This window comes from Helicobacter kayseriensis (assembly GCF_021300655.1).
GTDB lineage: Bacteria > Campylobacterota > Campylobacteria > Campylobacterales > Helicobacteraceae > Helicobacter_G > Helicobacter_G kayseriensis.
The window spans coordinates 171,586-194,203 of record NZ_JAJTNB010000003.1; the positions used below are offsets into that span (position 1 = coordinate 171,586).

The window sequence follows — 22,618 nt, forward strand, 5'->3', positions numbered from 1 at the left end:
CTTAAAAGATTCCAAAACAGAGCGGAGGCGCTAAGATGAGAAAGGAATCTCTACGAGCATTGATTGCTATTTGTCTGCTTGCTACATTTATGATGGGTCAGAAGATCGGCGATATCGCAAGCATTATAGGCGTAAGGGACAATCAACTGATTGGCTATGGACTTGTTGTTGGGTTAAATGGAAGTGGGGATAAATCAAGTTCAAAATTTACAATGCAAAGCATTGCCAATATGTTAGAAACAATGAATGTGAAAGTCTCCCCCAATGACATTAAATCCAAAAATATTGCTGCAGTTATGGTGACTGCGACATTGCCTCCTTTTGCCAAACAGGGAGATAAGCTCAACATCACAGTTTCATCTATTGGAGATGCAAAATCTATTGCAGGAGGAACCCTGCTTCTAACTCCCCTGAGTGCTGTTGATGGCAATATTTATGCAGTTGCTCAAGGGGCTCTAAGTATCGGAGAGAGCGGAAATGTATTGGCAGGAAATGTGCTAAATGGTGCAACTGTTGAAAGAGAGGTCCCTTATGATCTATATAACAAAACCACCGCTACACTGAGCTTGAAGGGCTCTGATTTTCAAAATGCTATTCGTGTTCAAAAGGTTCTCAATCGTGTTTTTGGCGAAGGAATTGCCAAGGCTGTTGATTCTAGGACAATCCAGTTGCATAAGCCAGAAAAGCTTAGTATGATTGAGTTTTTGGCTTTGGTGCAAGAGGTTGAGGTGGATTATTCGATGCGTGAAAAAGTGGTGATTGATGAGCGAAGTGGGACTATTATCGCAGGAGTTGGAATCACAATTGAGCCTATTGTGATTACGCATGGAGACATTACGATTAAGATTACCCAAGAAGATCTAAGTGATCCAAAAGCGACAGATATTGGCGATGGGACGATGATTAGCTCAGCACAGAATATGATCTCAACTAGTGGAAAAAAACCTACAGTTTCAAGTATTGTGCGTGCGTTGCAAAAAATGGGTGCAGGACCCAAGAGCATTATCTCTATTCTTTCTGCAATGAAGCAAAGTGGCGCGATTAGTGCTGATCTTGAAATTGTATAAGGATCTTAGAATGATGAAAATTGATACGAGTTTAGCCACTTTTCAAGCCAATGTGCCAAGAGTGGAAGCAAAAGAAAGCGATGAGGCAAAACTTAAAAAACAAACAGATGCATTTGAGGCATTGATTGTTAAAACAATGCTTGCAACAGCAATAAAAAATGAAGATCCGCTCTATCCAAAAGAGGCGGGAAGCGATATTTATCATTCAATGTATCTAGATACTTTGTCAGAAAGTTTAAGTGGAAGTTTTGGGTATAGTGAGCTTTTATTGGGCTATTTAAAAGAGCAACAAATGGGAAAAAGATAGTGCAGACACTTCTTTCATCAGATCTACTTAATACCCTAACAAGCAAGGATAAAGAAACCTTTCTCTCTTCTTTGTCGGAGCTGATTGGGCAGATTGATGAAGCACAAAAAGAATTTTCAGCCTTAAAGAGCTTATTTGAGGGTGTGCTTGAAATGCTCCCTCAAGCTGTGTGGGTTCTTGAAGAAGATGGGGGATTTTTTTATTTTAATTCAAAGGCATATCAGATTTCTAAAATTTTAGAGGGCAATTTGCCTTTGACTGATTCAGAAGAGATCGAGTTTGAGGGAAATTTTTATCTTCTTCAGGGTTCTGTGATTGGGGGAAAGCAGATTGTGACAGCAATTGATATTACACATCAAAAACGCCAAGAGAGGCTAGCGACAATGGGACAGATCTCAGCCCACTTGGCCCATGAGATAAGAAATCCTGTCGGATCTATCTCCTTGCTTGCTTCTAGTCTCTTAAAGCGCGTAGATATCAAAAGCAAGGGACTTGTTTATGAGATCAAAAAGGCAATTTGGCGTGTAGAAAACATCATCAAAACAACTCTTATGTTTTCTAAGGGTGTAATTGCTCAAAGAAATGAATATCATATGCTTGAGATCAAAGAACAAACTCAAGAAATCCTCAATTATATTTCTTGTAGCAAGCCCTATGATTTAGAGTTTGAGGCACCCGATCAGGCGGTTGTTTGGTGTGATTTGAATCTTTTGGTGATTGTTTTGCAAAATTTTCTCTCTAATGCAATTGATGCGATCGAGGAGGGCGAATGTGATGAGGGAAAAATTCGTATTTATTTTTCTCAAGATGAAGAATGTTACTTTTTCTCCATTTATGATAATGGTAAGCCAATTCAAGATTCGCAGGCCTTGTTTGAACCCTTCAAAACCACCAAACTCAAGGGAACGGGACTGGGTCTTACCCTATCAAGACAAATCATCAAAGCTCATGAGGGGGAAATTAACTTTATTCCTGAACCTAAAACTTTTATTTTGAAAATCTCTAAGTGTAAATGATAGATTAAGATTCTTGGGCTAGCATTATCGAATAATAAAAATTATCATTTAAGGAGAACAAAATGAAAACGATTGAATTATTAAAACAACTTCAAGCTGATAGCATTGTATTTTTTATGAAAACGCATAACTATCATTGGAATGTAAAAGGTGTTAATTTTCCACAAATTCATGCAGCAACACAAGAGATCTATGAAAGGTTTGCAGAAATTTTTGACGATCTAGCCGAGAGGGTTATTCAGCTTGGCGGAACGCCATATGTCACGCTTGCTGATGCAATTAAAGCCTCAAAAATTTCAGAAGAGAGCAAAACCAGCTTTAGTGCCAATGAGGTTCTTGATGGAGTTTTGAAGGATTATGAATATTTTGCAAAATCTTTTCAAGAGTTGTCTAAAGTTGCAGGTCAAGAGGGTGATGGATTTACGGTCGGGTTTGCCGATGAAAAAACAGGAATGCTTCAAAAAGCAATTTGGGTGCTCAAGGCTCAAAAGGCTTAAATATTTTGCAAGGCTTTGCCTTGCAACTTCTTTGATAGGAGATTGCAAACAATTAGGTTTTATCATCAGTCCTAAAGAACAAATCCCATATTTTTTTCTCCATCAAAATTCCCTTCTTTTTCTTTTTGAATCTCTTCGATGAAATCTTGTAGGTCAAAAATAGGCACTTCTCTTGTGGCTACCTTATAGGCAGTATTTTTGACAATTAGGGCAATTTGTCCTCCACTTAAATCATATTTGGAAAGATTATCAATCAGTGCGCTTTGCGGGATAGCAAACTCTGCATGTTTGGGTAAGTGAAGTTCCCAAATCTCTCTTCTTTGCTCTATGGTTGGGCGTTTAAACTCGATTTTGTAGTTAAAGCGTCTAGAAAATGCAGGATCTAATGTTTCTAAGAGATTGGTTGTGGCAATCAAAATCCCTTCAAATTTTTCAATTTGTTCTAGAAAAATATTTTGCATTTGGTTGTGCATTTTTTCAGATCCTCCACCTCCTATCGTTCGCGTGCTGAGGAATTGATCGGCTTCATTGAGCAAGAGGATAGGTTCATTTTTGCTTTTTTGTGCTATCTCATCATAAGAATCAAAAATCTTCCGCACATTTTTTTCACTTTCGCCAACATACATTGAAAGGATTTTGGAGCAGTCAAGATGCAAAAGTGGTCTTTTGAGGCTTTTTGCCAAAGCAAGGGCTGTGAGTGTTTTTCCAGTGCCTGCGCTTCCATAGAAGATGATCTTTGCCTCGAGTGTTTTTTTGTCTTTGATTCCCCAAGCCTTCAAGCGAGCGATCACTTTAGAATCCATTTGTTTGAGTAGGTGCTCAAGAGTTTGTCTTAGGGGTTGAGGAAGGATAATTTCAGAGAGATTTTTTTTGGGCTCAAGGAGTTCGAAGAGATTTTGCTCTTGAATAAGGGTAGAGAGGACATTTTTTGTTTTTTTCTTGTGTTTGTTGGGATGAATGATTTTTTGTAGGATTTCTTCTGCAATGAAATAGGTGCGACTAATTCCTCCAAAAGGGCTAAGAAACTCATCATATCCAATCCATTCTCTTTCTAGAAGGGTTCCTTTATCATCAAGCAGGGATCGATTTTTGATTCGGTCATATTCATCGTGACTGATAAGCTCCAAAAGAGCATTCATCTCTCTTAAATTGCTTTCTCCCCCATAGTATTCTTCTCTAAGGAGTGCAAAGAAAATGATTTGTTCTTTTTGCGTCAGGGCAGAATCTTCAATCATCTTGATTAGCTCAAAGGGATGAGCGGTTAGCTTGATACGGTGGGCAATCTGTTGATTGAGGGCATTGAGGCGATAGGTGATCTTGGAGATGGATGGAGAATCTGCTTTGTGGGAGAATCTGAGGTTTGCAAGCTGTACAAGCAAATCAATACGCAAGAATTGATCTTTGAGATACTCTAAATGATCCTCATAAGCACGATCTTCAAAGACAAGATTCTCCAAGCTCCCATTTTCAAGGAGCTTAAGGAAGCTGTGACTGAGATATATAGTTTCTCCCAAAAGTTCCAGTAGGGTTTTTGATCCTAGTGTGCTTTGGGTGATCCAACCAAGATCCAAAAGATTTTTGATATAGGGAAGATAGTCTGTAAGCTTGGTGCGATCTTGCTCAAATAGATTTTGAGGATCAAAAACGCACTCTAAAAGGGACAAAACCCTAAATTCATTCTCCCCCTCTAGCAACATTTTTGCCATATACTGCAAGATCTCTGCTTCCTTTTTTGAGCATTTTAGGCTCTCAAAAATAAGACTTTCTTCTATCGGTTTTGTGTGTAAAAAGTTCAAATAATGCTTCATCTATTCTCTTTGAGTTTAAAGTCAAAGTTTGTATTCTATCGATATTTGGACTCTCAGAGAGCAAGGATTTTTTGGCGTAAAGATTCAATATCATAAGCATCAATTTTTTCTTGCATGGTTTGAAAATAAGAATCAATATTTTCAAGAGTGATTCTGTGTGTATCATCTTTAATGGCATCAAGCATAAGTGAATTAATGCTTTCATCATAATGGGCCAAATCTATGTAATGCGATAAATCATCGGGAATTGAAGTGTTATCAAAGCCGTAGATTTTGAGATTGGGTAAGTTTTGGGAGAGTAGTTTTTGTAGTGCCTGCTTAATTGAAATAAAATTAATTTTATACCCAAGTCTTGCAAAGGGAGGAATAATAAAGATAAATTCTGTAGAAGGATTTTCTTTAATATAGTAAATCAGGGCGCTTGGAATTTTTTGGGTTTGTGTGTCATATTTGGTTTCTTGAAAATTTTTGATTTGGTTAAAAATGTGATTGATGTCTGGACGATTTTTATTATTGATCCATGATTGAAATCCCCCAAGTCTTCCTTTTGTCGATGGCTCACTTATCCAGTTTGCTGGTCTATCAAGGGTTTCTTGCCCCTTTGGTAGGCAAATTTTTTGTATGAAAAAACAAAAAATAAAAACTTCATCTAGGTAAGTTTTAAAATCATTGATTCTGTTTTGATCGTAGAGATAGTGATATTGATTTGTGGTAGTTTGACTTTCATTTAGCCAGCCTGGTTCCAATGTAAAGATGATAGTTTTGATTTGTTTTTTTGACAATAAGAAATTTAATATATCCATTCTTTCAAAGATTCCAGATCCTCCTGCGGAAAGATTGACCCAATTTCCTCCTAATTTTTTATTTGCTTCTACAGAGCTTGTATTGACCATAATGGAGCTTCCCAAAATTGCCGAATCAAAATCATAGTTGTTGATAATGCCTGCGGCTTGATAATGCATATCTTGACTAAAGAATGTCTTTCTCCAGTAGGGTTTGTGATAAAGCTGAAAGGGATCAAAGATATATAGTGCAAGAAGAAGTAAAGAGATTGGAATCAGACCAGAAAACAAAAGCCATAAAAGTTTTTTCATCTTTTGTCCTAAAAATTAAAATAGATAAATTCTTGATAGGGCGAGATTCCTATGCGAATAAGGGCATACCAGAATAGAAAACTCGCAAAAAGTAGCACTTTATAAGAATTGAGATGATTGAAATTGGAGCTGTTTTTTGGGAAAAAGACAATAGGAGCAAAAATGCAAAAACAAATTAAGAGTTTGAAAAAATTTGTTGGGTTGCCGGCAAGATATTGAAAAGGAAAGGAAAATCCAAAAAGTTTATCAATCCCTAAAGATGCAAACCATTCTTGAAAGGCACTAGGCAATACGACCCCATTTTTTCCAATCATGCCCTTAAGGATGTTGATTGCACTAGAGGGATTTTCGGATCGGAAAAATATCCAAGAGATATTAATAAAGTTGAAAGTCAAAATCCAGCACAAGAATTTATAAATCCAATTTTTTGGATGGAAATTTAAAAACTCCAAAATATAGCCATAGATTCTGTGTATCATCATGGCAAGAGCGTGCAAGATGCCCCAGATAATAAATCCCCATCCGGCCCCATGCCATAGACCACTAAGTATAAACACAATGGCGATATTACGCAAGGTCTTTAATTTCCCAAACTGACTTCCCCCCAAAGGAACATAGAGATATTGTGTTAAGAATCTCCCAAGCGTAATGTGCCATCGTTTCCAAAAATCTTGGATATTAAGAGCTTTGTAGGGAGAATTGAAATTGATCGGCAAGACAATATTGAAAAACAAAGCAATACCAATTGCCATATCGCAATATCCGCTAAAGTCAAAATAAAGTTGAAAGCTATAAGAAAGGGATGTTAGCCATGATTCAAAAAAATTAAGTTTTGCTCCATTAAGGGATGCACTAAATCCATTGTTGGCATAGATTGCAAAAGTGTCTGCAATAACTGCTTTTTTAAAGAGTCCAATTGCGAAGATAAAAAGCCCTTTTGTGAGATGTTTGACATGAAACCAGCGATATGGGATAGATTTAAATTGAGGCATCATTTCTTTGTGATGAACGATTGGGCCAGCAATTAGTTGAGGAAAAAAGACGACAAAAAGACAATAATCCAAAAAGTGATCTTTGCTTTGATTGTGGTAAGAATCACATAAATAGGCAATTTGTTGGAAGGTGAAGAAGCTGATGGCTAGAGGAAGTAAAATGTGTGGAAGTGGAATGGAGGTGTTAAAAAAGAGATTGAAATTTTCTAAGAAAAAATCTGTGTATTTAAAAAAGCCTAGAAGAGAAAGGTTGAAAATAATTCCAGCAACAAGCCATTTCTTTTTCTCTACCCCCCCCCCCACCTTGGAGGAAATCCAATAATTTATGATGATAGATCCAAGGAGTAGTGGAATATATTTGAGATTCCAATATCCATAGAAAAAGAAGCTTGCCAAGATGAGATGGCACTTAGCAAGAGTTGGATTTGTAAATCTTAAGAGGAGAAAGTATCCACAAAGAGCAATGGGTAGGAAAGCAAAAATAAATACATATGAATTAAAAAGCATCTTTTGTCTTCACTCTTCAAAAAGGGGGTGTTGCATACAGGCAGGGATAGGAAGCCCCATAAGCTTTAAAATGCTTGGAGCGATATTGGCTAGAGTTCCATTGTGGAGTGTTTTTACCCTTGGATCAAGGATGAAGCACCATACATCCCCTACTGTATGATTTGTGAGCGTATTGCCTTGTGTATCTTTCATCTCCTCGCAATTTCCGTGATCGCTTGTAAGGATGAGAGAATAATCTAGCTCTTGGGCAAGCTTAATGATTCTTTCAAGTTCTGTATCTACAGCTTCTACGGCCTTAATGCCTGCCTCAAAAACCCCTGTGTGGCCGACCATATCGCCATTTGCAAAATTAACAACAATAAAGTCATATCCTTGTTGCATGCATTGAAGGGTTTGATCTCCTACTTCTTGGGCACTCATTTGCGGACAAAGATCATAGGTGGCAACCTTTGGGCTAGGAATCAAAAAACGATCTTCCTTTGGGTATGGAGCTTCAATCCCGCCATTGAAGAAAAAAGTAACGTGGGCATATTTTTCTGTTTCTGCAATATGAGCTTGTGTGAGTTGGTTGGATGAGATTATAGAAGCAAGACTGTCTGAAAGGATTTCTTTTTTGAGCAAAGAGGGGAGGGGAAAATTTTCATCATAGATATTTGCACACAAGCAATAAAGACGAGAGAACGATTTTCTCTCAAAGTGGGGAAAGTCTTTTGAAAAAATGGCTTGTGTAAGCTCTCTCATGCGATCAGAGCGGAAATTCAAAAATAGCATTGCCTCATCTTCTTGAACCCCATTAAAGCCCTCAAAGGCTACGGGTTTGATAAATTCATCATAGGTTTTGTCTTGATAACTTTGAGCGATGTAATCTTGCGGGGAGAGTTTTGTAGAGGGTGTAGCATTGATAATACAATCATAAGCAAGCCTAACTCTCTCCCATCGCTTGTCGCGATCCATAGCATAGTATCTTCCGCTAAGTGTTGCGATTTGGATTCTGTCATTAAGGTAGGGAGATAGCATAGCAAGATAGTTTGGCAGGCTTTGTGGTGCCACATCTCTCCCATCACCGATAAGATGCAAAAAGATTGTTTGGTCTTTGAGGAATCTAAGGACATGAAAGAGGTGTGAGATGTGTGAATGCACTCCACCATCACTTAATAAAATCACAATATGGATTCTTTTGTGTGCACTTAGCGTTTGGAATTCTTGAGTGTCAAAAAGAGTTTGATCCTCTAATCCTTTTGAAAGTTTGATGAGATCTTGATAGATAACGCGACCAAGTCCAAGAGTCATGTGTCCAACCTCTGAATTTCCCATTTGTCCATCGGGTAGCCCAACATCTTCTCCAAAAGTTCGAATGAGTGAGTGTGGTGCATTTTCAAAGAGCCAATCATAAGTTGGGGTTTTGGCGTGGTATAGGGCATTGTGATCTGTTTTCTCAGAATGTCCGATACCATCCGTAATGATTAAGAGGGTTTTTTTGATCATAGAGAATCTCTTTTGTTGAAATTTGAGTTTTGCTTATGCGCAACCTAGAGTGATTGATACATAGACGCATAATAATGAAATTTTATGATTATACTCGGATAATACTTATTTGGTAAAAAATCAATATACAATGCAAGAAAACAAGACTTGATTTTAAAAATTTTAGGGAGAGGAATAAATAATTTTTAAAAATTATCAAAAAGTAAATGTAAAAAATGAAAATTTCTGATACTATTCCTCCATCAAAAGTTGATAGAGATTTCTCTAGGGGCTCCAGGTTCCCCCACCCCCTATCCTGGAGCCCCTAGAGAAATTTGTTTTCTACCCTCGTTTAATCCTCTTAAGGTTTTATATGCTTTATTTCCTTTTTTCAATTTTTCAAGTTAATATTTTTCAATACATCACTTTTAGAGCAGGCTTAAGTTTTTTTCTTGCATTTTTTTTGAGCGTGTTATTTATGCCTCTTTTTATACGATGGGCCAAGGCTAAAAAAGCCAATCAGCCTATCTCTACTTATGTTCCAACGCATGAGGGCAAAAAAGATACTCCGACGATGGGAGGGATTGTTTTTGTTTTAAGCACCCTGATTTCAAGTCTTTTGTGCATCAATCTTTATAATCTTTATGCTTTATTTGGGCTTTTAACTCTTTTTTTGTTTTGCTTTGTAGGTGCTAGAGATGACTTTATGAAGATCGCTGCAAAAAACAATTCAGGCATGAGTGCAAGGATGAAATTTTTGCTTTTGGCACTCTTTGCTTTAACGATTTCTTATGCACTTTATTCATTTGGTCATCAAGGGAAGTTCTATCTTCCTTTTGTTAAGGATCCATTGTTTGATATGGGAGGGGTGTTTTCAATTTTATTTTGGACGCTTGTGTTTTTGGCAACTTCCAATGCTGTTAATATTACAGATGGCTTAGATGGTTTGGCAACAGTCCCAAGCATTTGTGCGCTTATTTCCCTTTCAATTTTTGTTTATATCGGGGGGCATGCTGCTTTCTCGCAATATTTATTGTGGCCTCAAGTGAGTCAGAGCGGAGAGCTCGTTGTGGTTTCATTGGCGCTTATTGGATCACTTTTTGGCTTTTTGTGGTACAACTGCCATCCTGCACAAGTTTTTATGGGGGATAGTGGAAGTTTGGCTTTGGGATCATTTATTGCCTATATGGCAATTGTGTCAAATAATGAGGTTCTTTTGTTTTTGATTGGTTTTGTTTTTGTGTGGGAAACAATTTCTGTAATTCTTCAAATCGGAAGCTACAAAATTCGAAAGAAAAAAGTTTTTCTCATGGCTCCTATCCATCATCATTATGAGATGAAGGGATGGGCAGAAAATAAAATTATCATTCGTTTTTGGATTATCGCGATTTTAAGCAATCTTGTTGCATTGCTAAGTCTTAAGATTAGATGATTGCTCTTCTTGGATATGGCAAAACAAATCAAGCTCTTTTAGAGTTTATTAATCACAATGGGGAAAAGTGTGTTGTCTTTGATGATGCATTTATAGAAAAAAGAATCGATTCGTTTGGAAATAATTTTTTGCCTCCATTGCAAAAAGTCCAAACTCGTCTTCAGATTCCCTCTCCAGGAATTCCTCCATTTCATCCAATGATTAAACAAGCTCAAAGTCTTGTCAGTGAATATGATTTTCTTCTTGGAGATATCAAAAGACAAATTTGGATTAGCGGAACTAATGGCAAAACAACAACAACAGAAATGCTAGAGTGGATTTTAAAAGATTGTGGTGGAATCAGTGGAGGAAATATTGGGGTCCCCTTGGCCTCTCTTGCAACTCTACTTCCCAAGATATGGATTTTGGAAACAAGTTCTTTTAGTTTGCATTACACGCAATCTGTTTTTCCTCAAGTGTATCTTTTGTTGCCCATTAGAGAAGACCATATCTCATGGCATGGAAGTTTTGATGCCTATGTGAGGGCCAAGCTCAGCCCCATTGAGCGAATGAATCATGAATGCGTTGCAGTGATTCCAAAAGAGTTTGAAATGTTTGATGAGGTCTTGAAATCTAGTGCGCATATTGTGACCTATGGGACAAGTGAAGATCTGGCAGATTATTTTGGGTTTGATCTATCTCAAGTCAAATTCCAAGAACCATTTTTGCTAGATGCAATGCTAGCTTTAAGCGGAGCTAAGATTTTAACAGGAAAGGATCTGAGCAAAAAGCTTTTGGATTATAAGGTTGGAGCTCACAAGGTAGAAGAGTTTCAAGATGAAATTGGGCGAGTGTGGGTTGATGATTCTAAGGGAACAAATGTGGATGCAACAATTTGGGCACTTAGATCCTATAGGGGCAAAAAAATTTATTTGATTTTGGGGGGTGATGACAAGGGAGCAGATCTTGTGCCCTTGTTTCAAGAATTGCAAGAATATGATGCAGAGATTTTTGGGATTGGGAGCAATGTCGAGAGGTTGGGGGACTTGGCTCAAAAATTTAAAATAAGATTTTCTGCCTGTTATTTCTTAGAACAAGCCATAAAAGAGATAGATTTAAAGCATTCTCTAGAGAGTATTGCTATGCTTTCCCCTGCGGCCTCAAGTCTCGATCAATTTGTGTCTTATAAGCAACGAGGAGAGCTTTTTCAAGAGATGGCCAAAAAATGCAGAAAAGCTTAAAAAGTTTGTTATAATTTCGTCTTTGAAAATTTGGCTTGATAGCTCAGTCGGTAGAGCAGAAGACTGAAAATCTTCGTGTCGGTGGTTCGATTCCGCCTCAAGCCACCACTCCTGTTACTTCGCGATTTTGTTCATAATTAAACTCTTCGCTAAGCAATCAAATTGTAAAGGAATTAAGATGGATTGCGGACATACTCATAATAATAAGAACTTTTTTCAACATTGGTTAAATATTTTAAAATCAAACTTTAAAGGATTGATTTTTGTTGGAGGCATTGTTGTGCTCTCTATGTTTTTTGCAAGCAATCAAACTATTCGTGAAAGCACGCATTTGGCAGCTACAGCATTTGCGATTTTGATTGGTGCATTTCTTTCTCCTATCTTTTTCAAATATCAGCATACTTTTCAAGCTGGAGTGCATTTTAGTGCTAAGAAGCTCTTGAGGCTAGGCATTATTTTGTATGGATTTAATGTAACACTGACAGAGCTTGCTGGGGTAGGTATTTGGGGAATACTTATTTCACTGATTGTGATTGTGGCTATTTTTTTGATTGCTGTGATTGCGGGACCCAAATTTTTTGGACTTGATAAAGAAACCTCAATGCTTGTAGGAGCGGGAAGTGCCATTTGTGGAGCTGCTGCGGTTTTAGCTTTGGAATCAAGCTTAAAATCCGATCCATTTAAGGGTGTTATGGCTGTTGGGAGTGTTGTAATTTTTGGGTTAGCTCTAATGTTTCTTTATCCCATTTTGTATGCCGCCGGCTTGGTGCCCAATTTAGATGCCAATGGGATGGGTGTTATGATGGGAGCTACTTTGCATGAGGTTGCTAATGTTGCTGGTGCGGCAGATATGGCAAAAGATATGGCACAAGGAACTTTTACTCAAAATGCAGCCAATGTGGCAATTATCATTAAAATGACTCGCGTCATTATGCTTGTTCCTTTTTTGCTTATCGTGACTTATCTTTTTGTAAAGAATCAAGAAGAAGAAAAAGGAAAAACTAAGAAAACAATTCAGATTCCTTGGTTTGCGTTTGCATTTTTGGGAATGATTATTGTGAATACGTATTTGAGCAAAATAGCTGATGAGACTTTTGTGGGGGCAATCACTTTTGGAGATATTATCTCTGCAGGAAAATTTCTCTGCGTGTTGTGTATTGTTTTCTCAATGGCTGCACTTGGTTTGCAAATTGATTTTAAAAAATTTGTAAAATCTGGTGGGAGAGCATTTGGACTTGCTTTCTGCTTATGCCTAATTCTTGTTGTTGGCGGATACTTTTTAACTTTGGCATTTAAAGGAGTTTTATGGTAGAAAATATTGATGCTTCACAGTATGAGGCTGTAAGCAAAAATGAGAATTGCTTGGTTGTTTTTGGAGCAACATGGTGCAAAGATTGTGTCAAGATCGAGCCTTTTCTTAAGGATTTGAGCGAAGAGTTTGCCTCATTGGTCAAAATCTATAAGGTCGATTCAAGGCAGGAGGAGGAGCTAAGTGCATCTCTAAATATTCGCGCCATTCCGACATTGATTTTTTATCGCAATGGTGTTGAAGTTGGAACACGGCTTGTTGAACCACAAAATAAGCAATTGATTGCTGAGGCTATTGAGCAAAATTTTTCTTAGAAAATAAGAAAAGGGGGTTGGGCTAGAAATCTCTCTTAAATAATGCTTGCGTATTTAGGAGTGCAATAAGTTTATCCTCTTGCTTTCCAACTCCATATAAATGCATATTCTCTTGCACGATGTGGGTGTCAATTTCTTCTTGATCCAATAAGATAGATTCTGTGAGTTTGTCGACCATGATTCCAAGCTTTTGATCTTGATAATGAATGACCAAAATATGCGTTTCCTCATCGACTGCTTTGTATCCAAAGCCAAGTTTTTGGCGTAAGTCAATCAGAGGAAGAATGTTTCCTCTTAGATGAAAAATACCAAGAATGTATTTTGGCACAAAAGGGATATGTGTATATGGAAGAGGTTTAATAATCTCTTGAACATCTAAAATGGGGATTGCAAAATATTCTTTTTCTATTTGAAAACCAATCACTTGAAGCATTTGTTTTGGTGGAGCTTCATTGTGCATAGATTGCTCTTGGAGAATTTTTTGTATCTCAACGGGATTCATTTAGGTGTCCTTTCAAGGCCAAGGTGGTGTTGGATGACTTGCAAAAAGTAGCTCTTTGAGTAGGGCTTGGCGATGTAGTCATTCATCCCAGATTCTGATCCTTTGATGTAGTCTTCTTTGGTATTGAGGCTTGTTGTTGCAATAAGGGGTGTGCGTTTTAGATTATCAAGCTTCCGAATCTCTTTGGCAAGCATATAACCATCCATTTTGGGCATTTCTATGTCGATAATGATGGCATCAAATTGCATATCCTTAAGGAGTTCTAGGGCTTCAAGTCCATTTTGAGCTTCTGATACTTGGATTTCTAGATCTTTTAAATAATCCTTAGCAATTCTGCGACTTGTAGGACAATCATCGACAATCAAAATGTGTTGTTTTGTTGGCTTGGATTGTATCTGGAGAGATGTTTTGATTTTACTTCTTTTTTTTGTGCGGACAATGGAGGGGATATCAAGTATTAGTGCAATTTCCCCATCTCCTCTGATTGTTGCCCCAGAAAGGCCTGGAAGATTTTTGAGGTATTCACCTAATGGTTTGATTACAATCTCTTCTTGGCCAATGAGTCGATCAACAAGTAGCGCTATTTTTTGATTGGTTGATCCAACAATAACGACAAAATGCTCATCCTGTTTGTTTGGCTTGTAATCCATCTCAAAAAAATCAGCCAAGTGCAGAAGAGGGATAATTGCATCGCGAAGCCTTAAGACATTTTTCCCATCTAAAAAATCAATTTGGTTGATGGTGATTTTGAGTGTTTCTAAGACAGAAGAGAGTGGGATTGCATAAGATTGGTTTTGTAGATTGACAATGAGAGCTTGGGTGATAGCAAGTGTGAGAGGGATTTTGAGTTTGAGAATCAAACCCTTGCCTTTTTGCGATTGTAGATCAATGATGCCATGAAGTTTTTCAATGTTGGACTTTACAACATCCATTCCAACGCCTCTTCCTGAGATATTGGTAGTAGTGTGGGCTGTAGAAAAGCCTGCTTTAAAGATAAGGAAAAGAGCCTCATGATCGCTCATTGATGATGCTTCCTGAAGTGTAATGAGGCCTTTTTGCAATGCTTGAGTTTTTAGGGCTTCAGGGTCAAGTCCCCTTCCATCATCCTCAATTTCAATAACGATTAGATTCCCTTCATTGTAGGCATTCAAAGAAATTTTTCCTATTTCCCTCTTGCCCAAAGCGATTCTTTCTTGGGGGGTTTCGATTCCGTGATCGCAAGAGTTGCGAAGGATATGCACCAAGGGGTCGCCAATCTCTTCGATGATAGATTTATCTAGCTCTGTATCTTCTCCAAGAATGATGAGTTCAATTTTTTTATGGAGTTCGTGTGATAGGTCTCGAATCAGGCGAGGAAATTTATTGAAAACTTTGGTGATAGGAAGCATTCTTGTTTTCATAAGCGCAAGTTGAAGATCGCTTGTGATGTTGGCGATAGAGTGGATTGTTTGGTGTAGGTCATCATTGGTTGAGGAGTGATTGTGGGTTTGCATTAAGCGATTTTTTGCCAAAACCAATTCTCCAATCAGATTCATTAAATCATCAAGTTTTGTAACATCCACGCGAATGGTTTGTTCTGGAGAGAATGCTTTTTCTGGAATTTCTTTTGCGTGAGAAGAGATAGGGGGAGTAGAGGTAGGAGAAATAGAGAAAGCAACTTTGGAGGGAGGCGAGATAGTTTGTTTTTTGGTTTGATGGGAGGTGCGTTGTTCTTTAAGCAAGAGTTGGATTTGAGCATCAAGCTCTTCATCTGAGAGAGAATCTGGGGATGATTGGTTGAGATGAGATTGGCAGTGAGCTTGAAGTCTTTTGATGATATCTTGTGTGGGTATTTGCTTGGGATCTTTTTTTGTTTTTTTGATTTCTTGAAGTAGTGTTTTTGTTAAGTCTATAGCCTCCAAAACTAGATCCATTGCCTCATGTGAAATGACTAGATGCTCTTTGCGTGCCATATTGAGAATCTCTTCAATATTGTGCACCAAAGAAGTGAGTGTCTCAAACCCCAAAAAACTGCTTGAGCCCTTGATGGTGTGAGCAACTCTAAAAATGCGATCAAGAAGCTTGGAATCTTGAGGGTGATGTTCTAAATCAAGTAAATCTTGATCAAGTTGTTCAAGCAAATCAAAGCTTTCAATGAGAAAATCTTCAAGAATTTCTTGCATTTCATCCATTCATTATCCTTGATTTATTTTAAAAATGTTGCGATTTTGTTCCCTTCTTGCTTGAAGTAAAACGCAGGAAGGGAGATGTATTGGATTCCATAAAGTGTGAGTTTTTTTCCAATATGGAAATGCCCTTCAATGATTCCATGAAAGGGGTATTGAAAATATTTTTGATAGAGTGCAATGCGTTGGGAAGCAAAATCAAAAAATCCCAATGGATAGTTTTTGATCATTTTGCATTCAAGTTTTTTTTCAAGCTCGCTATAAATTTCACCCGCGCTCAAGTAGTCAATGATTTCTAAAAGTTTGGGAATGCGCGTGAGTGTTTGGATATAAAGCTCATATCTTTTAGAAAGAAAAAGATCTCCATGTGCTAAAAGATAGATTTTGTCATGATAGATTGCTTTGATAGGCTGCTGTTTGCGTGGGATGAAAAGTGTTTGTTTGAGGAGATTGGATCGTTTGATTTTGTGCAAGAAAAGATCATGATTGCCCTCCAGCCAAACAATCTGTGTCCCTTGTTTTTCTAATCGATCCAAGTTGGCTAAAAGCTCAATGTTGCTTTGGATGCTGTTTTTGAGATTCCCAAGGAGGATTTGGGCAATATCTCCCATTAAAATGAGTTGGCTAGGAGGAGAGGCAAAAAGAGATGTAAGATAGTCCAAAAGCCCTTTTGACTTGCAACTAAAATGCGAATCGGCAATAAAAATTGCATCATGATTGAGCTTAAGGGACATATGCGATCTTTGGAATGCCCATATCTTGAGGCAGATGACACATAAGATTGGCATTAAGAAGAGCTTGAGAACTTGCTCCTCTCAAAAGATTGTCAATCCCACTACTGACAAATAAATCCTTGCCCATTGTTTTGGCAAAGATGTCACAAAAGTGCGTTCCGCTAACATTTTTGACTTCAGGGGGAGTTTGTCGAATGCGGATGAAAGGATGATCTTGGTAGGTTTGCTGAAGGATTTCAAAGGGATCAATAGGATGCTTAAGTTTTGCATAAATGCTCACAATCATTCCGCGTGTGAAAGGACAAAGGTGGGGCACAAAATTGACTTGTAAATTGACCTTCCCAAAAAAAGAGATTTTTTCTTCAATTTCAATTTGGTGACGATGCTCTAATGGAGCATAGGCAAAAAGATTTTCATTGATTCTGCTGTAGTGAGAAGTTGGTGATAGATTCTTTCCTGCTCCGCTTACTCCACTCTTTGCATCGACAAAAAGACTATCTGCTTGAAGATGAGAAATGAAGGGGAGGATACCTAGAAGTGTTGCTGTTGGATAGCACCCAGGGTTTGCAATCAAAGAGGCTTGAATGATTTGAGGAGTGTTCCATTCAGGAAGCCCATATACCGCTTGAGAGAGATTCTCTGCATCTAGATGAGGACAGTAATATTTTTCGTAGTTTTCACGATTGAGGCGATAATCTGCAGAGAGATCAATGATTTTAATACCCTCTTTAAGGAGGATCTTTGCATATTCCATTGCACTTTTGTGAGGCAGAGCCAAAAAGACAAGTTCGCATTTTGAGGCAATCTCTTGACAATGGCTTTTTTTAACTCTAGTGTGCAATACGCTAGAGAGCGCTGGATGCAGAGATGCTAGATCTTGATTTTCTTCAGAGCCTCCAAGATAGGCAATCTCAAAGATCGGATGAGAGATGAGTAGCTTGATGAGCTCAAGTCCTGTGTAGCCACTAACACCAATGATCCCGATAGGAATTTTTTTCATTTTTTGTCCTTAAAAAAAGCAAAATATCCTTGAGGAATGTTTTTTTGCTCACTTCTTGAGATGATTAAGTCCCCTTTTTGAGAATCTTTCCTTACTGTACTTCCAGCACCAATGAGAGTTTGATCAGCAATTGTAATGGGCGCAATAAGCTGACAATCTGATCCGACAAAAACATTCTTGCCAATATGGGTTTGGTGCTTTGCTTTTCCATCGTAATTGCATGTAATGACGCCTGCACCGATATTGCTTCCCTCATCAATCGTGCTATCACCCAAATAACTCAAATGTCCAGATTTGACTCCTCTAAGAGTGGAGTTTTTGACTTCAACAAAATTTCCAATGTGAGATTGGCGAATGTGACTATTGGGGCGAATGTGTGCCATAGGGCCTACATCACTTGAAATGATTTGAGAATCTCTAATAGTGCTATGAGCCTTGATGTGAGAATCTTTGATGAGTGTTTGTCCAAAAAGTTGCACGCCTTGCTCAATCTCGCATTCCCCCTCAAATCTTACGCTTTTTTCTAGATAAATTGTGTGAGGCAAATGCATAATAACCCCTTCTTTCATTGCTTGTTTTCTTAAGCGAGCGAGCATTACTTCTTCTGCTTGAGCAAGCTGGGATTTATCATTGATCCCACAAAATTCCTCCTCAGCAACATCAATGCTTTGGATACAGATAGAATCTTGAGCGGCCAATTTGATCACATCGGTCAGATAGTATTCATTTTGAGTATTATGATTATTGAGCTTGGGAAGATAAGATTCTAAAAGATTGCGCTCAAAACAATAAACTCCAGAATTAATGGTGCAAACTTTTTTCTCTTCTTTGTTTGCGTCTTTTTCTTCAATGATTTGCTTGACCTTTCCTGATTCTAAAATAACGCGCCCATAGCCAAAAGGCGATTGTGTGGTAATCACTCCCAAAACAATTGGAGAGGATATGAGGATAAGTTTTTGCAATGAAGATGGAGTAATAAGAGGCATATCCCCATTGAGAATTAAAAGCTTGGAGTATTTGGTGGGCAAAAGCTTCCCATCTTGGAGTAGTGCCCCTCCTGTCCCCGGAAAGCGATCATAATCTTGGATAGAGAAAGAAATGCGATCGCCAAAGCGTGCTTGGCAGGACTCTTTAATCCGTGAAGCTTGATGATAAAGAATGATGTGCACATCATCACTCAAAAGCAAAGCACATTCAATGCTATAAAACAAAAGCTCTTCCCCGCAGATTTTGTGTAAGACTTTTGGGGTGCTAGATTTCATTCTTGTGCCACTTCCTGCAGCCAAAATGACAACCGATAGATTCATTGCTATCCTTGCAAGTAGAAGTTTGTGATTGTATGAAATGGATTCTAGCACAAACTCCTTTTCAAAGGGTAAAAGGAGGGTATAATAGGAGATTCTAAGAAGCCTAGATTGTTTAATGCAGGAAAAAGATTGAAAAAGATATGGATTGCTCTTTTTGTTGTTTTTTGCGCCATTTCTTATGCAGAAACCCAGATCCCCACGGTTAATCTTTCTTTTGGTGCTCCAAATGAGCCTCAAGAGTTAGTCAATACGCTCAATGTCGTCATTGTGATGACATTACTTGTGCTTGCTCCATCACTGATTTTGGTGATGACGAGTTTTACGCGTATTGTGATTGTGTTTGCATTTTTACGCACAGCACTTGGAACTCAGCAAAGTCCCCCCACTCAGGTGCTTGTCAGCCTTTCTCTTATTTTGACTTTCTTTATTATGGAGCCTACGGTCAAGAGAGCATATGATGAGGGGATCCGCCCTTATATAGATAAGCAAATTTCATATGACATTGCTTTTGAGCGAGGCTTGAAGCCTTTTAAAGAGTTTATGTTGCAAAACACAAGAGAGAAAGATTTGGCTCTTTTTTATCGAATCCGAGGGATTGAAAATCCAAATAGTGTCGATGATGTGCCTATTACGACATTGATTCCTGCGTTTTTGATTAGTGAGCTTAAAACAGCCTTTCAAATCGGATTCTTACTTTATTTACCATTTTTGGTCATTGATATGGTTGTAAGTTCTATTTTGATGGCAATGGGGATGATGATGCTCCCTCCGGTGATGATTTCTCTGCCTTTTAAGATTTTGGTTTTTGTGCTTGTAGATGGCTTTAATCTCTTGGTGGGGAATTTGGTCGCTGGTTTTAAGTAGCACTTTTGTCGCAATTTGGACTTGCTTAATGATTGATAAAGAAATAAAACATAGAAACAAATTAAAGGAGAAACAATGAAAACAAAGCGTTTAAGCTTTCTTGATGTGTTGGAAAAAGTGGGCAATGTTTTGCCTCATCCTGCAATATTGTTTATTGTTTTGATTTTTATTTTGGCTTTGGCTTCTGCAGTCGCAAATGCGTTAGGACTTTATGTTATTGATCCAAGAGATGAAAATAAGCGTATTGTGATTGCAAACCTTTTGAGTATGGATGGGTTGGTTCATATTGCAACAAGTCTTGTGAAAAATTTTTCAAACTTTCCTCCTTTAGGGTCTGTTTTGATTGCTATGCTTGGTGTGGGGATTGCTGAGGCATCTGGATTTTTATCAGCGGCAATTCGCGCTTTGGTTCTCAATGCGCCAAAAAAATTGGCGACACTTGTTGTTGTTTTTGCTGGGATTATGTCCAATCTTGCTTCGGATGTGGGCTATGTGGTGCTTATTCCTCTTGCGGGGATGATTTTTTATTCTTTGGGTCGCCATCCTTTGGCTGGAATTGCTGCGGCGTTTGCTGGAGTGAGTGGAGGATATAGTGCCAATTTATTGATTGGGACATTGGATCCTATTTTGTCGGGTATCACACAACAAGCAGCAAGAATGATTGATCCTACTTATGTTGTGGGAGTTGAGGCAAATTGGTATTTTATGTTTGTCAGTACTTTTTTGATTGTAATCTTGGGTTATTTTGTGACAGAAAAAATTGTTGAACCTCGTTTGGGGAGCTATCAACAAGAGGGAATACGGGAAGAAAAAAAAGTGCTTGATAGTGTGGAGAAAAGGGGATTGTTCTATGCATTTTTGAGTCTTATGGTCTTTATTGGGATTGTTTTGGCGTTGATTGTGCCCTCATCAAGCTCATTTAGGAATCAGGCAACAGGATCTTTGATAGGTTCTCCATTTTTTACAGGGATTATCTTTTTTGTTTTTTTATCTTTTGCAATTCCTGGAATTGTTTATGGTTATGTTTTGCAGGTTTTTAATCGCTCTGAAGATGTGATTGAGGCGATGGCAAAAGGAATGCGATCAATGGGGATGTATCTTGTGATTATCTTTTTTGCAGCTCAATTTATTGCTCTTTTTTCTTGGAGCAATTTTGGTCCTTTTCTAGCAATCAAGGGAGCAAGCTTTCTAAAATGGCTTAATATGGATTCTGGAGTATTGTTGATTTGTTTTGTAGTGATGAGTGCTGCGATCAATCTGATGATTGCCTCATCTTCTGCACAATGGGCTTTGCTTGCCCCTATTTTTGTGCCAATGCTTATGCTTTTGGGATATTCTCCAGAGGTCGTGCAGGCAGCGTATAGAATCGGTGATTCTGTGACAAATATTGTTACTCCTCTTCTTGCATATCTCCCCATTATTGTTGTTGAGGCGATGAAGTATCAGAAAGATATCAAAATGGGAACCATGATTTCGATGATGTTCCCGTATTCCTTTGTGTTTTTGGTGGGGTGGTGTGTTTTGCTTTATCTTTGGGTATTTGTTTTTGGTTTGCCTGTGGGACCTGGAGCAGAGACATTTTATAAGGGTGGATTTTGAAGTGTCAATATTGGGGGGAATGTGGGGGATGCTCGCTTCCTTTGAGTTATGAGGAGCAACTGAAGCAAAAAGAGAAAGCATTTTGCGATTTGGGAATTGGTCCAGTGGATTTGATTATTTCTAGTCCCAAAGAAGGATATCGCGCAAGAGCAGAGTTTAAAATTTTCCATGATAAAGATAGTGTTCATCTAGCGATGTATGCCCAAAAAAAGCCTATTTTGATTCAAAAATGTCCTATTCTTTTGTCTTCATTGCAAAAAATTTTAGATCTTTTAGTTGTGTATCTCAATGCAAATCCTAAATTCTGTCACAAACTTTTTGGCATTGAGGTGATGGGGGGAGCGGAAAGTGGATGTTTGCTTGTATTGCTTTATCATAGAAGTCTTGATGAAGTATGGGAGAAAGAGGCTCAAGAATTGGCTCAAAAATTGGGGGTGCAGATTATTGGTCGATCAAGAGGGCAAAAAATCATTTTGCAGAAAGAGACGCTAGAGGATGTGGTGTCTGTGGATGAGAGAAGGTATCGGTTTGTCAGATATGATAATGGCTTTTCTCAACCTAATCCCTATATCAATGTCAAGATGCTAGAGTTTGCTCTCTCTTGTGTTGGAGAAGATGCCAAAGATTTGCTTGAACTCTATTGTGGAGGAGGGAATTTCACAATTCCTTTAAGTCAAAAGTTCAGGAGGGTTTTTGCTACAGAAGTGGCCAAATCTTCAATTAAGGCTCTTGATCAGAATCTCATTCTCAATAATATCAATAATGTTTTTTGTGCAAGGCTAAGTGGAGAAGAAACGATAAAGGCATTGAATTTTGAAAGAAGCTTTAGACGCTTGGAAGGAATAGACCTTCTTGGCTATGAGTTTAGTCATTTGCTCATCGATCCTCCGCGTAGCGGAGTTGGAGATGAGAAGATGCTCAATTTTATGGGGAGATTTTCAAATATCATCTATATCTCTTGCAATCCCTCTACACTAAAAAAAGACCTAGAAGCTTTAAAGCAGACACATCAAATCTCAAAAATTGTTCTTTTTGATCAATTTCCTTATACTCATCATTTAGAATGTGGAGTATGGCTAAGATCTAAATAGGGCGAGCACAATACCCGTATATCGCAAAAGAAAGTTTATTGTTTTGTGTGTGGGCTTTGTTTTTGGATGCAAAATAGGCTAGATTTTCGTAGCAATTGTTGTTTGAGTTATATTTCTTGGTATATCTTTAGTTTTCTTTAATTCATTGGATGAGTTTATGAGAGTTGAAGTAGGGAGAAGAGAAGAGTGAGATGCGGGGGTGGAGTTGAGAGATGTTTTCTTGACAAAAAGAAAGATTGAAGTTTTGAAAATGAGTAGTAGAAGTGAGAAGCGATCACTTCTTACTTCTTGCAAACTCTTCAATCTTCTTCACTAACTCTTGAGGAAAG

The 22,618-nt window shown here is 38.1% G+C and carries 20 protein-coding genes and 1 tRNA gene; 12 read left to right on the top strand and 9 right to left on the bottom strand.

All coding sequences use genetic code 11. The features are described from left to right. Positions 1 to 35 precede the first annotated feature (35 nt). From LW137_RS04145 to LW137_RS04160, 4 genes are all read left to right on the top strand, one after another. Positions 36 to 1,067 carry a flagellar basal body P-ring protein FlgI gene (locus LW137_RS04145; RefSeq protein ID WP_233033460.1) on the top strand — a complete coding sequence of 344 codons (1,032 nt, stop codon included), beginning with the start codon at positions 36 to 38 and terminating at the stop codon, positions 1,065 to 1,067. 10 nt (positions 1,068 to 1,077) lie between these two features. Further along, the gene (locus LW137_RS04150; RefSeq protein WP_428845618.1) at positions 1,078 to 1,374 is read left to right on the top strand and encodes a Rod binding protein; all 297 of its coding nucleotides are present in this window, start codon (positions 1,078 to 1,080) and stop codon (positions 1,372 to 1,374) included. After that, positions 1,374 to 2,390 (top strand): sensor histidine kinase, encoded by a 1,017-nt coding sequence (locus tag LW137_RS04155; protein WP_233033461.1) that lies wholly within the window; start codon positions 1,374 to 1,376, stop codon positions 2,388 to 2,390. Before LW137_RS04150 ends, LW137_RS04155 begins: the two co-directional genes overlap by 1 nt. Positions 2,391 to 2,452: 62 nt before the next feature. Next, positions 2,453 to 2,887: a Dps family protein gene (locus tag LW137_RS04160; RefSeq protein WP_233033463.1), complete on the top strand. Its 435-nt coding sequence runs from the start codon at positions 2,453 to 2,455 to the stop codon at positions 2,885 to 2,887. A gap of 71 nt (positions 2,888 to 2,958) precedes the next feature. Here LW137_RS04160 and LW137_RS04165 read toward each other — a convergent pair whose 3' ends face one another. Genes LW137_RS04165 through gpmI form a run of 4 tightly spaced genes read right to left on the bottom strand, consistent with a single transcriptional unit; the run spans position 2,959 to position 8,773 of the window. Then, complete coding sequence (locus LW137_RS04165; protein WP_233033472.1) at positions 2,959 to 4,695, bottom strand: ATP-binding protein; 1,737 nt, start codon at positions 4,693 to 4,695, stop codon at positions 2,959 to 2,961. Positions 4,696 to 4,748: 53 nt separating this feature from the next. Further along, on the bottom strand, positions 4,749 to 5,789 hold the full coding sequence (locus LW137_RS04170) for a hypothetical protein (protein ID WP_233033474.1): 1,041 nt from the start codon (positions 5,787 to 5,789) through the stop codon (positions 4,749 to 4,751). An 8-nt stretch (positions 5,790 to 5,797) separates the two neighbouring features. Further along, entirely contained in the window at positions 5,798 to 7,288 is a 1,491-nt protein-coding gene (locus tag LW137_RS04175) for an MBOAT family O-acyltransferase (RefSeq protein ID WP_233033476.1), read from the bottom strand. Positions 7,289 to 7,297: 9 nt separating this feature from the next. Continuing rightward, positions 7,298 to 8,773: a 2,3-bisphosphoglycerate-independent phosphoglycerate mutase gene (gpmI, locus tag LW137_RS04180; protein WP_233033478.1), complete on the bottom strand. Its 1,476-nt coding sequence runs from the start codon at positions 8,771 to 8,773 to the stop codon at positions 7,298 to 7,300. A gap of 352 nt (positions 8,774 to 9,125) precedes the next feature. On the opposite strand from gpmI, the gene mraY reads away from it, so the two are divergent. The 5 genes from mraY to LW137_RS04205 all read left to right on the top strand — a co-directional run bounded on the left by mraY (position 9,126) and on the right by LW137_RS04205 (position 13,027). Continuing rightward, positions 9,126 to 10,184, top strand: a complete 1,059-nt coding sequence (gene mraY, locus LW137_RS04185; RefSeq protein ID WP_233033479.1) for a phospho-N-acetylmuramoyl-pentapeptide-transferase — start codon at positions 9,126 to 9,128, stop codon at positions 10,182 to 10,184. Further along, positions 10,181 to 11,404: a UDP-N-acetylmuramoyl-L-alanine--D-glutamate ligase gene (murD, locus tag LW137_RS04190; protein ID WP_233033480.1), complete on the top strand. Its 1,224-nt coding sequence runs from the start codon at positions 10,181 to 10,183 to the stop codon at positions 11,402 to 11,404. The genes mraY and murD overlap by 4 nt, the downstream gene beginning before the upstream one ends. A 32-nt stretch (positions 11,405 to 11,436) precedes the next feature. Further along, a tRNA-Phe gene (locus LW137_RS04195) sits at positions 11,437 to 11,512 on the top strand. Between the two features lie 70 nt (positions 11,513 to 11,582). Further along, positions 11,583 to 12,716, top strand: coding sequence for a YeiH family protein (locus LW137_RS04200; RefSeq protein WP_233033481.1), 1,134 nt, complete (start codon positions 11,583 to 11,585; stop codon positions 12,714 to 12,716). Further along, a complete protein-coding gene (locus LW137_RS04205) occupies positions 12,710 to 13,027 on the top strand; it encodes a thioredoxin family protein (protein WP_233033483.1) in 318 nt (105 codons plus the stop codon). Before LW137_RS04200 ends, LW137_RS04205 begins: the two co-directional genes overlap by 7 nt. Positions 13,028 to 13,049: 22 nt before the next feature. On the opposite strand, the gene LW137_RS04210 is transcribed toward LW137_RS04205, so the two are convergent. The 5 genes from LW137_RS04210 to glmU are packed head-to-tail and all read right to left on the bottom strand — an operon-like array spanning position 13,050 to position 18,735. Further along, on the bottom strand, positions 13,050 to 13,529 hold the full coding sequence (locus LW137_RS04210; RefSeq protein WP_233033485.1) for a chemotaxis protein CheW: 480 nt from the start codon (positions 13,527 to 13,529) through the stop codon (positions 13,050 to 13,052). After that, a complete protein-coding gene (locus LW137_RS04215; protein ID WP_233033487.1) occupies positions 13,526 to 15,700 on the bottom strand; it encodes a hybrid sensor histidine kinase/response regulator in 2,175 nt (724 codons plus the stop codon). The genes LW137_RS04210 and LW137_RS04215 overlap by 4 nt, the downstream gene beginning before the upstream one ends. Before the next feature lie 14 nt (positions 15,701 to 15,714). Continuing rightward, positions 15,715 to 16,428 (bottom strand): metallophosphoesterase, encoded by a 714-nt coding sequence (locus LW137_RS04220; RefSeq protein ID WP_233033489.1) that lies wholly within the window; start codon positions 16,426 to 16,428, stop codon positions 15,715 to 15,717. Further along, positions 16,418 to 17,428, bottom strand: a complete 1,011-nt coding sequence (argC, locus tag LW137_RS04225; protein WP_233033491.1) for an N-acetyl-gamma-glutamyl-phosphate reductase — start codon at positions 17,426 to 17,428, stop codon at positions 16,418 to 16,420. Before argC ends, LW137_RS04220 begins: the two co-directional genes overlap by 11 nt. Beyond that, a complete protein-coding gene (gene glmU, locus LW137_RS04230) occupies positions 17,425 to 18,735 on the bottom strand; it encodes a bifunctional UDP-N-acetylglucosamine diphosphorylase/glucosamine-1-phosphate N-acetyltransferase GlmU (RefSeq protein ID WP_233033493.1) in 1,311 nt (436 codons plus the stop codon). The genes argC and glmU overlap by 4 nt, the downstream gene beginning before the upstream one ends. A 138-nt stretch (positions 18,736 to 18,873) precedes the next feature. Between glmU and fliP the strand changes: the two genes are divergently transcribed. From fliP to trmA, 3 genes are all read left to right on the top strand, one after another. Continuing rightward, positions 18,874 to 19,599, top strand: coding sequence for a flagellar type III secretion system pore protein FliP (gene fliP / locus LW137_RS04235; protein ID WP_233033511.1), 726 nt, complete (start codon positions 18,874 to 18,876; stop codon positions 19,597 to 19,599). A gap of 75 nt (positions 19,600 to 19,674) precedes the next feature. Further along, on the top strand, positions 19,675 to 21,198 hold the full coding sequence (locus LW137_RS04240; protein ID WP_233033495.1) for an AbgT family transporter: 1,524 nt from the start codon (positions 19,675 to 19,677) through the stop codon (positions 21,196 to 21,198). Beyond that, a complete protein-coding gene (trmA, locus tag LW137_RS04245; RefSeq protein WP_233033497.1) occupies positions 21,195 to 22,289 on the top strand; it encodes a tRNA (uridine(54)-C5)-methyltransferase TrmA in 1,095 nt (364 codons plus the stop codon). Before LW137_RS04240 ends, trmA begins: the two co-directional genes overlap by 4 nt. The last annotated feature ends 329 nt before the right edge of the window (positions 22,290 to 22,618 follow it).

Excerpts from the sequence above, each read along its gene's own strand:
- LW137_RS04145 (WP_233033460.1), top strand. The coding sequence starts at position 36 with ATGAGAAAGGAATCTCTACGAGCATTGATTGCTATTTGTCTGCTTGCT.
- LW137_RS04150 (WP_428845618.1), top strand. The coding sequence starts at position 1,078 with ATGATGAAAATTGATACGAGTTTAGCCACTTTTCAAGCCAATGTGCCA.
- LW137_RS04160 (WP_233033463.1), top strand. The coding sequence starts at position 2,453 with ATGAAAACGATTGAATTATTAAAACAACTTCAAGCTGATAGCATTGTA.
- LW137_RS04165 (WP_233033472.1), bottom strand. The coding sequence starts at position 4,695 with ATGAAGCATTATTTGAACTTTTTACACACAAAACCGATAGAAGAAAGT.
- LW137_RS04170 (WP_233033474.1), bottom strand. The coding sequence starts at position 5,789 with ATGAAAAAACTTTTATGGCTTTTGTTTTCTGGTCTGATTCCAATCTCT.
- LW137_RS04175 (WP_233033476.1), bottom strand. The coding sequence starts at position 7,288 with ATGCTTTTTAATTCATATGTATTTATTTTTGCTTTCCTACCCATTGCT.
- gpmI (WP_233033478.1), bottom strand. The coding sequence starts at position 8,773 with ATGATCAAAAAAACCCTCTTAATCATTACGGATGGTATCGGACATTCT.
- mraY (WP_233033479.1), top strand. The coding sequence starts at position 9,126 with ATGCTTTATTTCCTTTTTTCAATTTTTCAAGTTAATATTTTTCAATAC.
- murD (WP_233033480.1), top strand. The coding sequence starts at position 10,181 with ATGATTGCTCTTCTTGGATATGGCAAAACAAATCAAGCTCTTTTAGAG.
- LW137_RS04200 (WP_233033481.1), top strand. The coding sequence starts at position 11,583 with ATGGATTGCGGACATACTCATAATAATAAGAACTTTTTTCAACATTGG.
- LW137_RS04205 (WP_233033483.1), top strand. The coding sequence starts at position 12,710 with ATGGTAGAAAATATTGATGCTTCACAGTATGAGGCTGTAAGCAAAAAT.
- LW137_RS04210 (WP_233033485.1), bottom strand. The coding sequence starts at position 13,529 with ATGAATCCCGTTGAGATACAAAAAATTCTCCAAGAGCAATCTATGCAC.
- LW137_RS04215 (WP_233033487.1), bottom strand. The coding sequence starts at position 15,700 with ATGGATGAAATGCAAGAAATTCTTGAAGATTTTCTCATTGAAAGCTTT.
- LW137_RS04220 (WP_233033489.1), bottom strand. The coding sequence starts at position 16,428 with ATGTCCCTTAAGCTCAATCATGATGCAATTTTTATTGCCGATTCGCAT.
- argC (WP_233033491.1), bottom strand. The coding sequence starts at position 17,428 with ATGAAAAAAATTCCTATCGGGATCATTGGTGTTAGTGGCTACACAGGA.
- glmU (WP_233033493.1), bottom strand. The coding sequence starts at position 18,735 with ATGAATCTATCGGTTGTCATTTTGGCTGCAGGAAGTGGCACAAGAATG.
- LW137_RS04240 (WP_233033495.1), top strand. The coding sequence starts at position 19,675 with ATGAAAACAAAGCGTTTAAGCTTTCTTGATGTGTTGGAAAAAGTGGGC.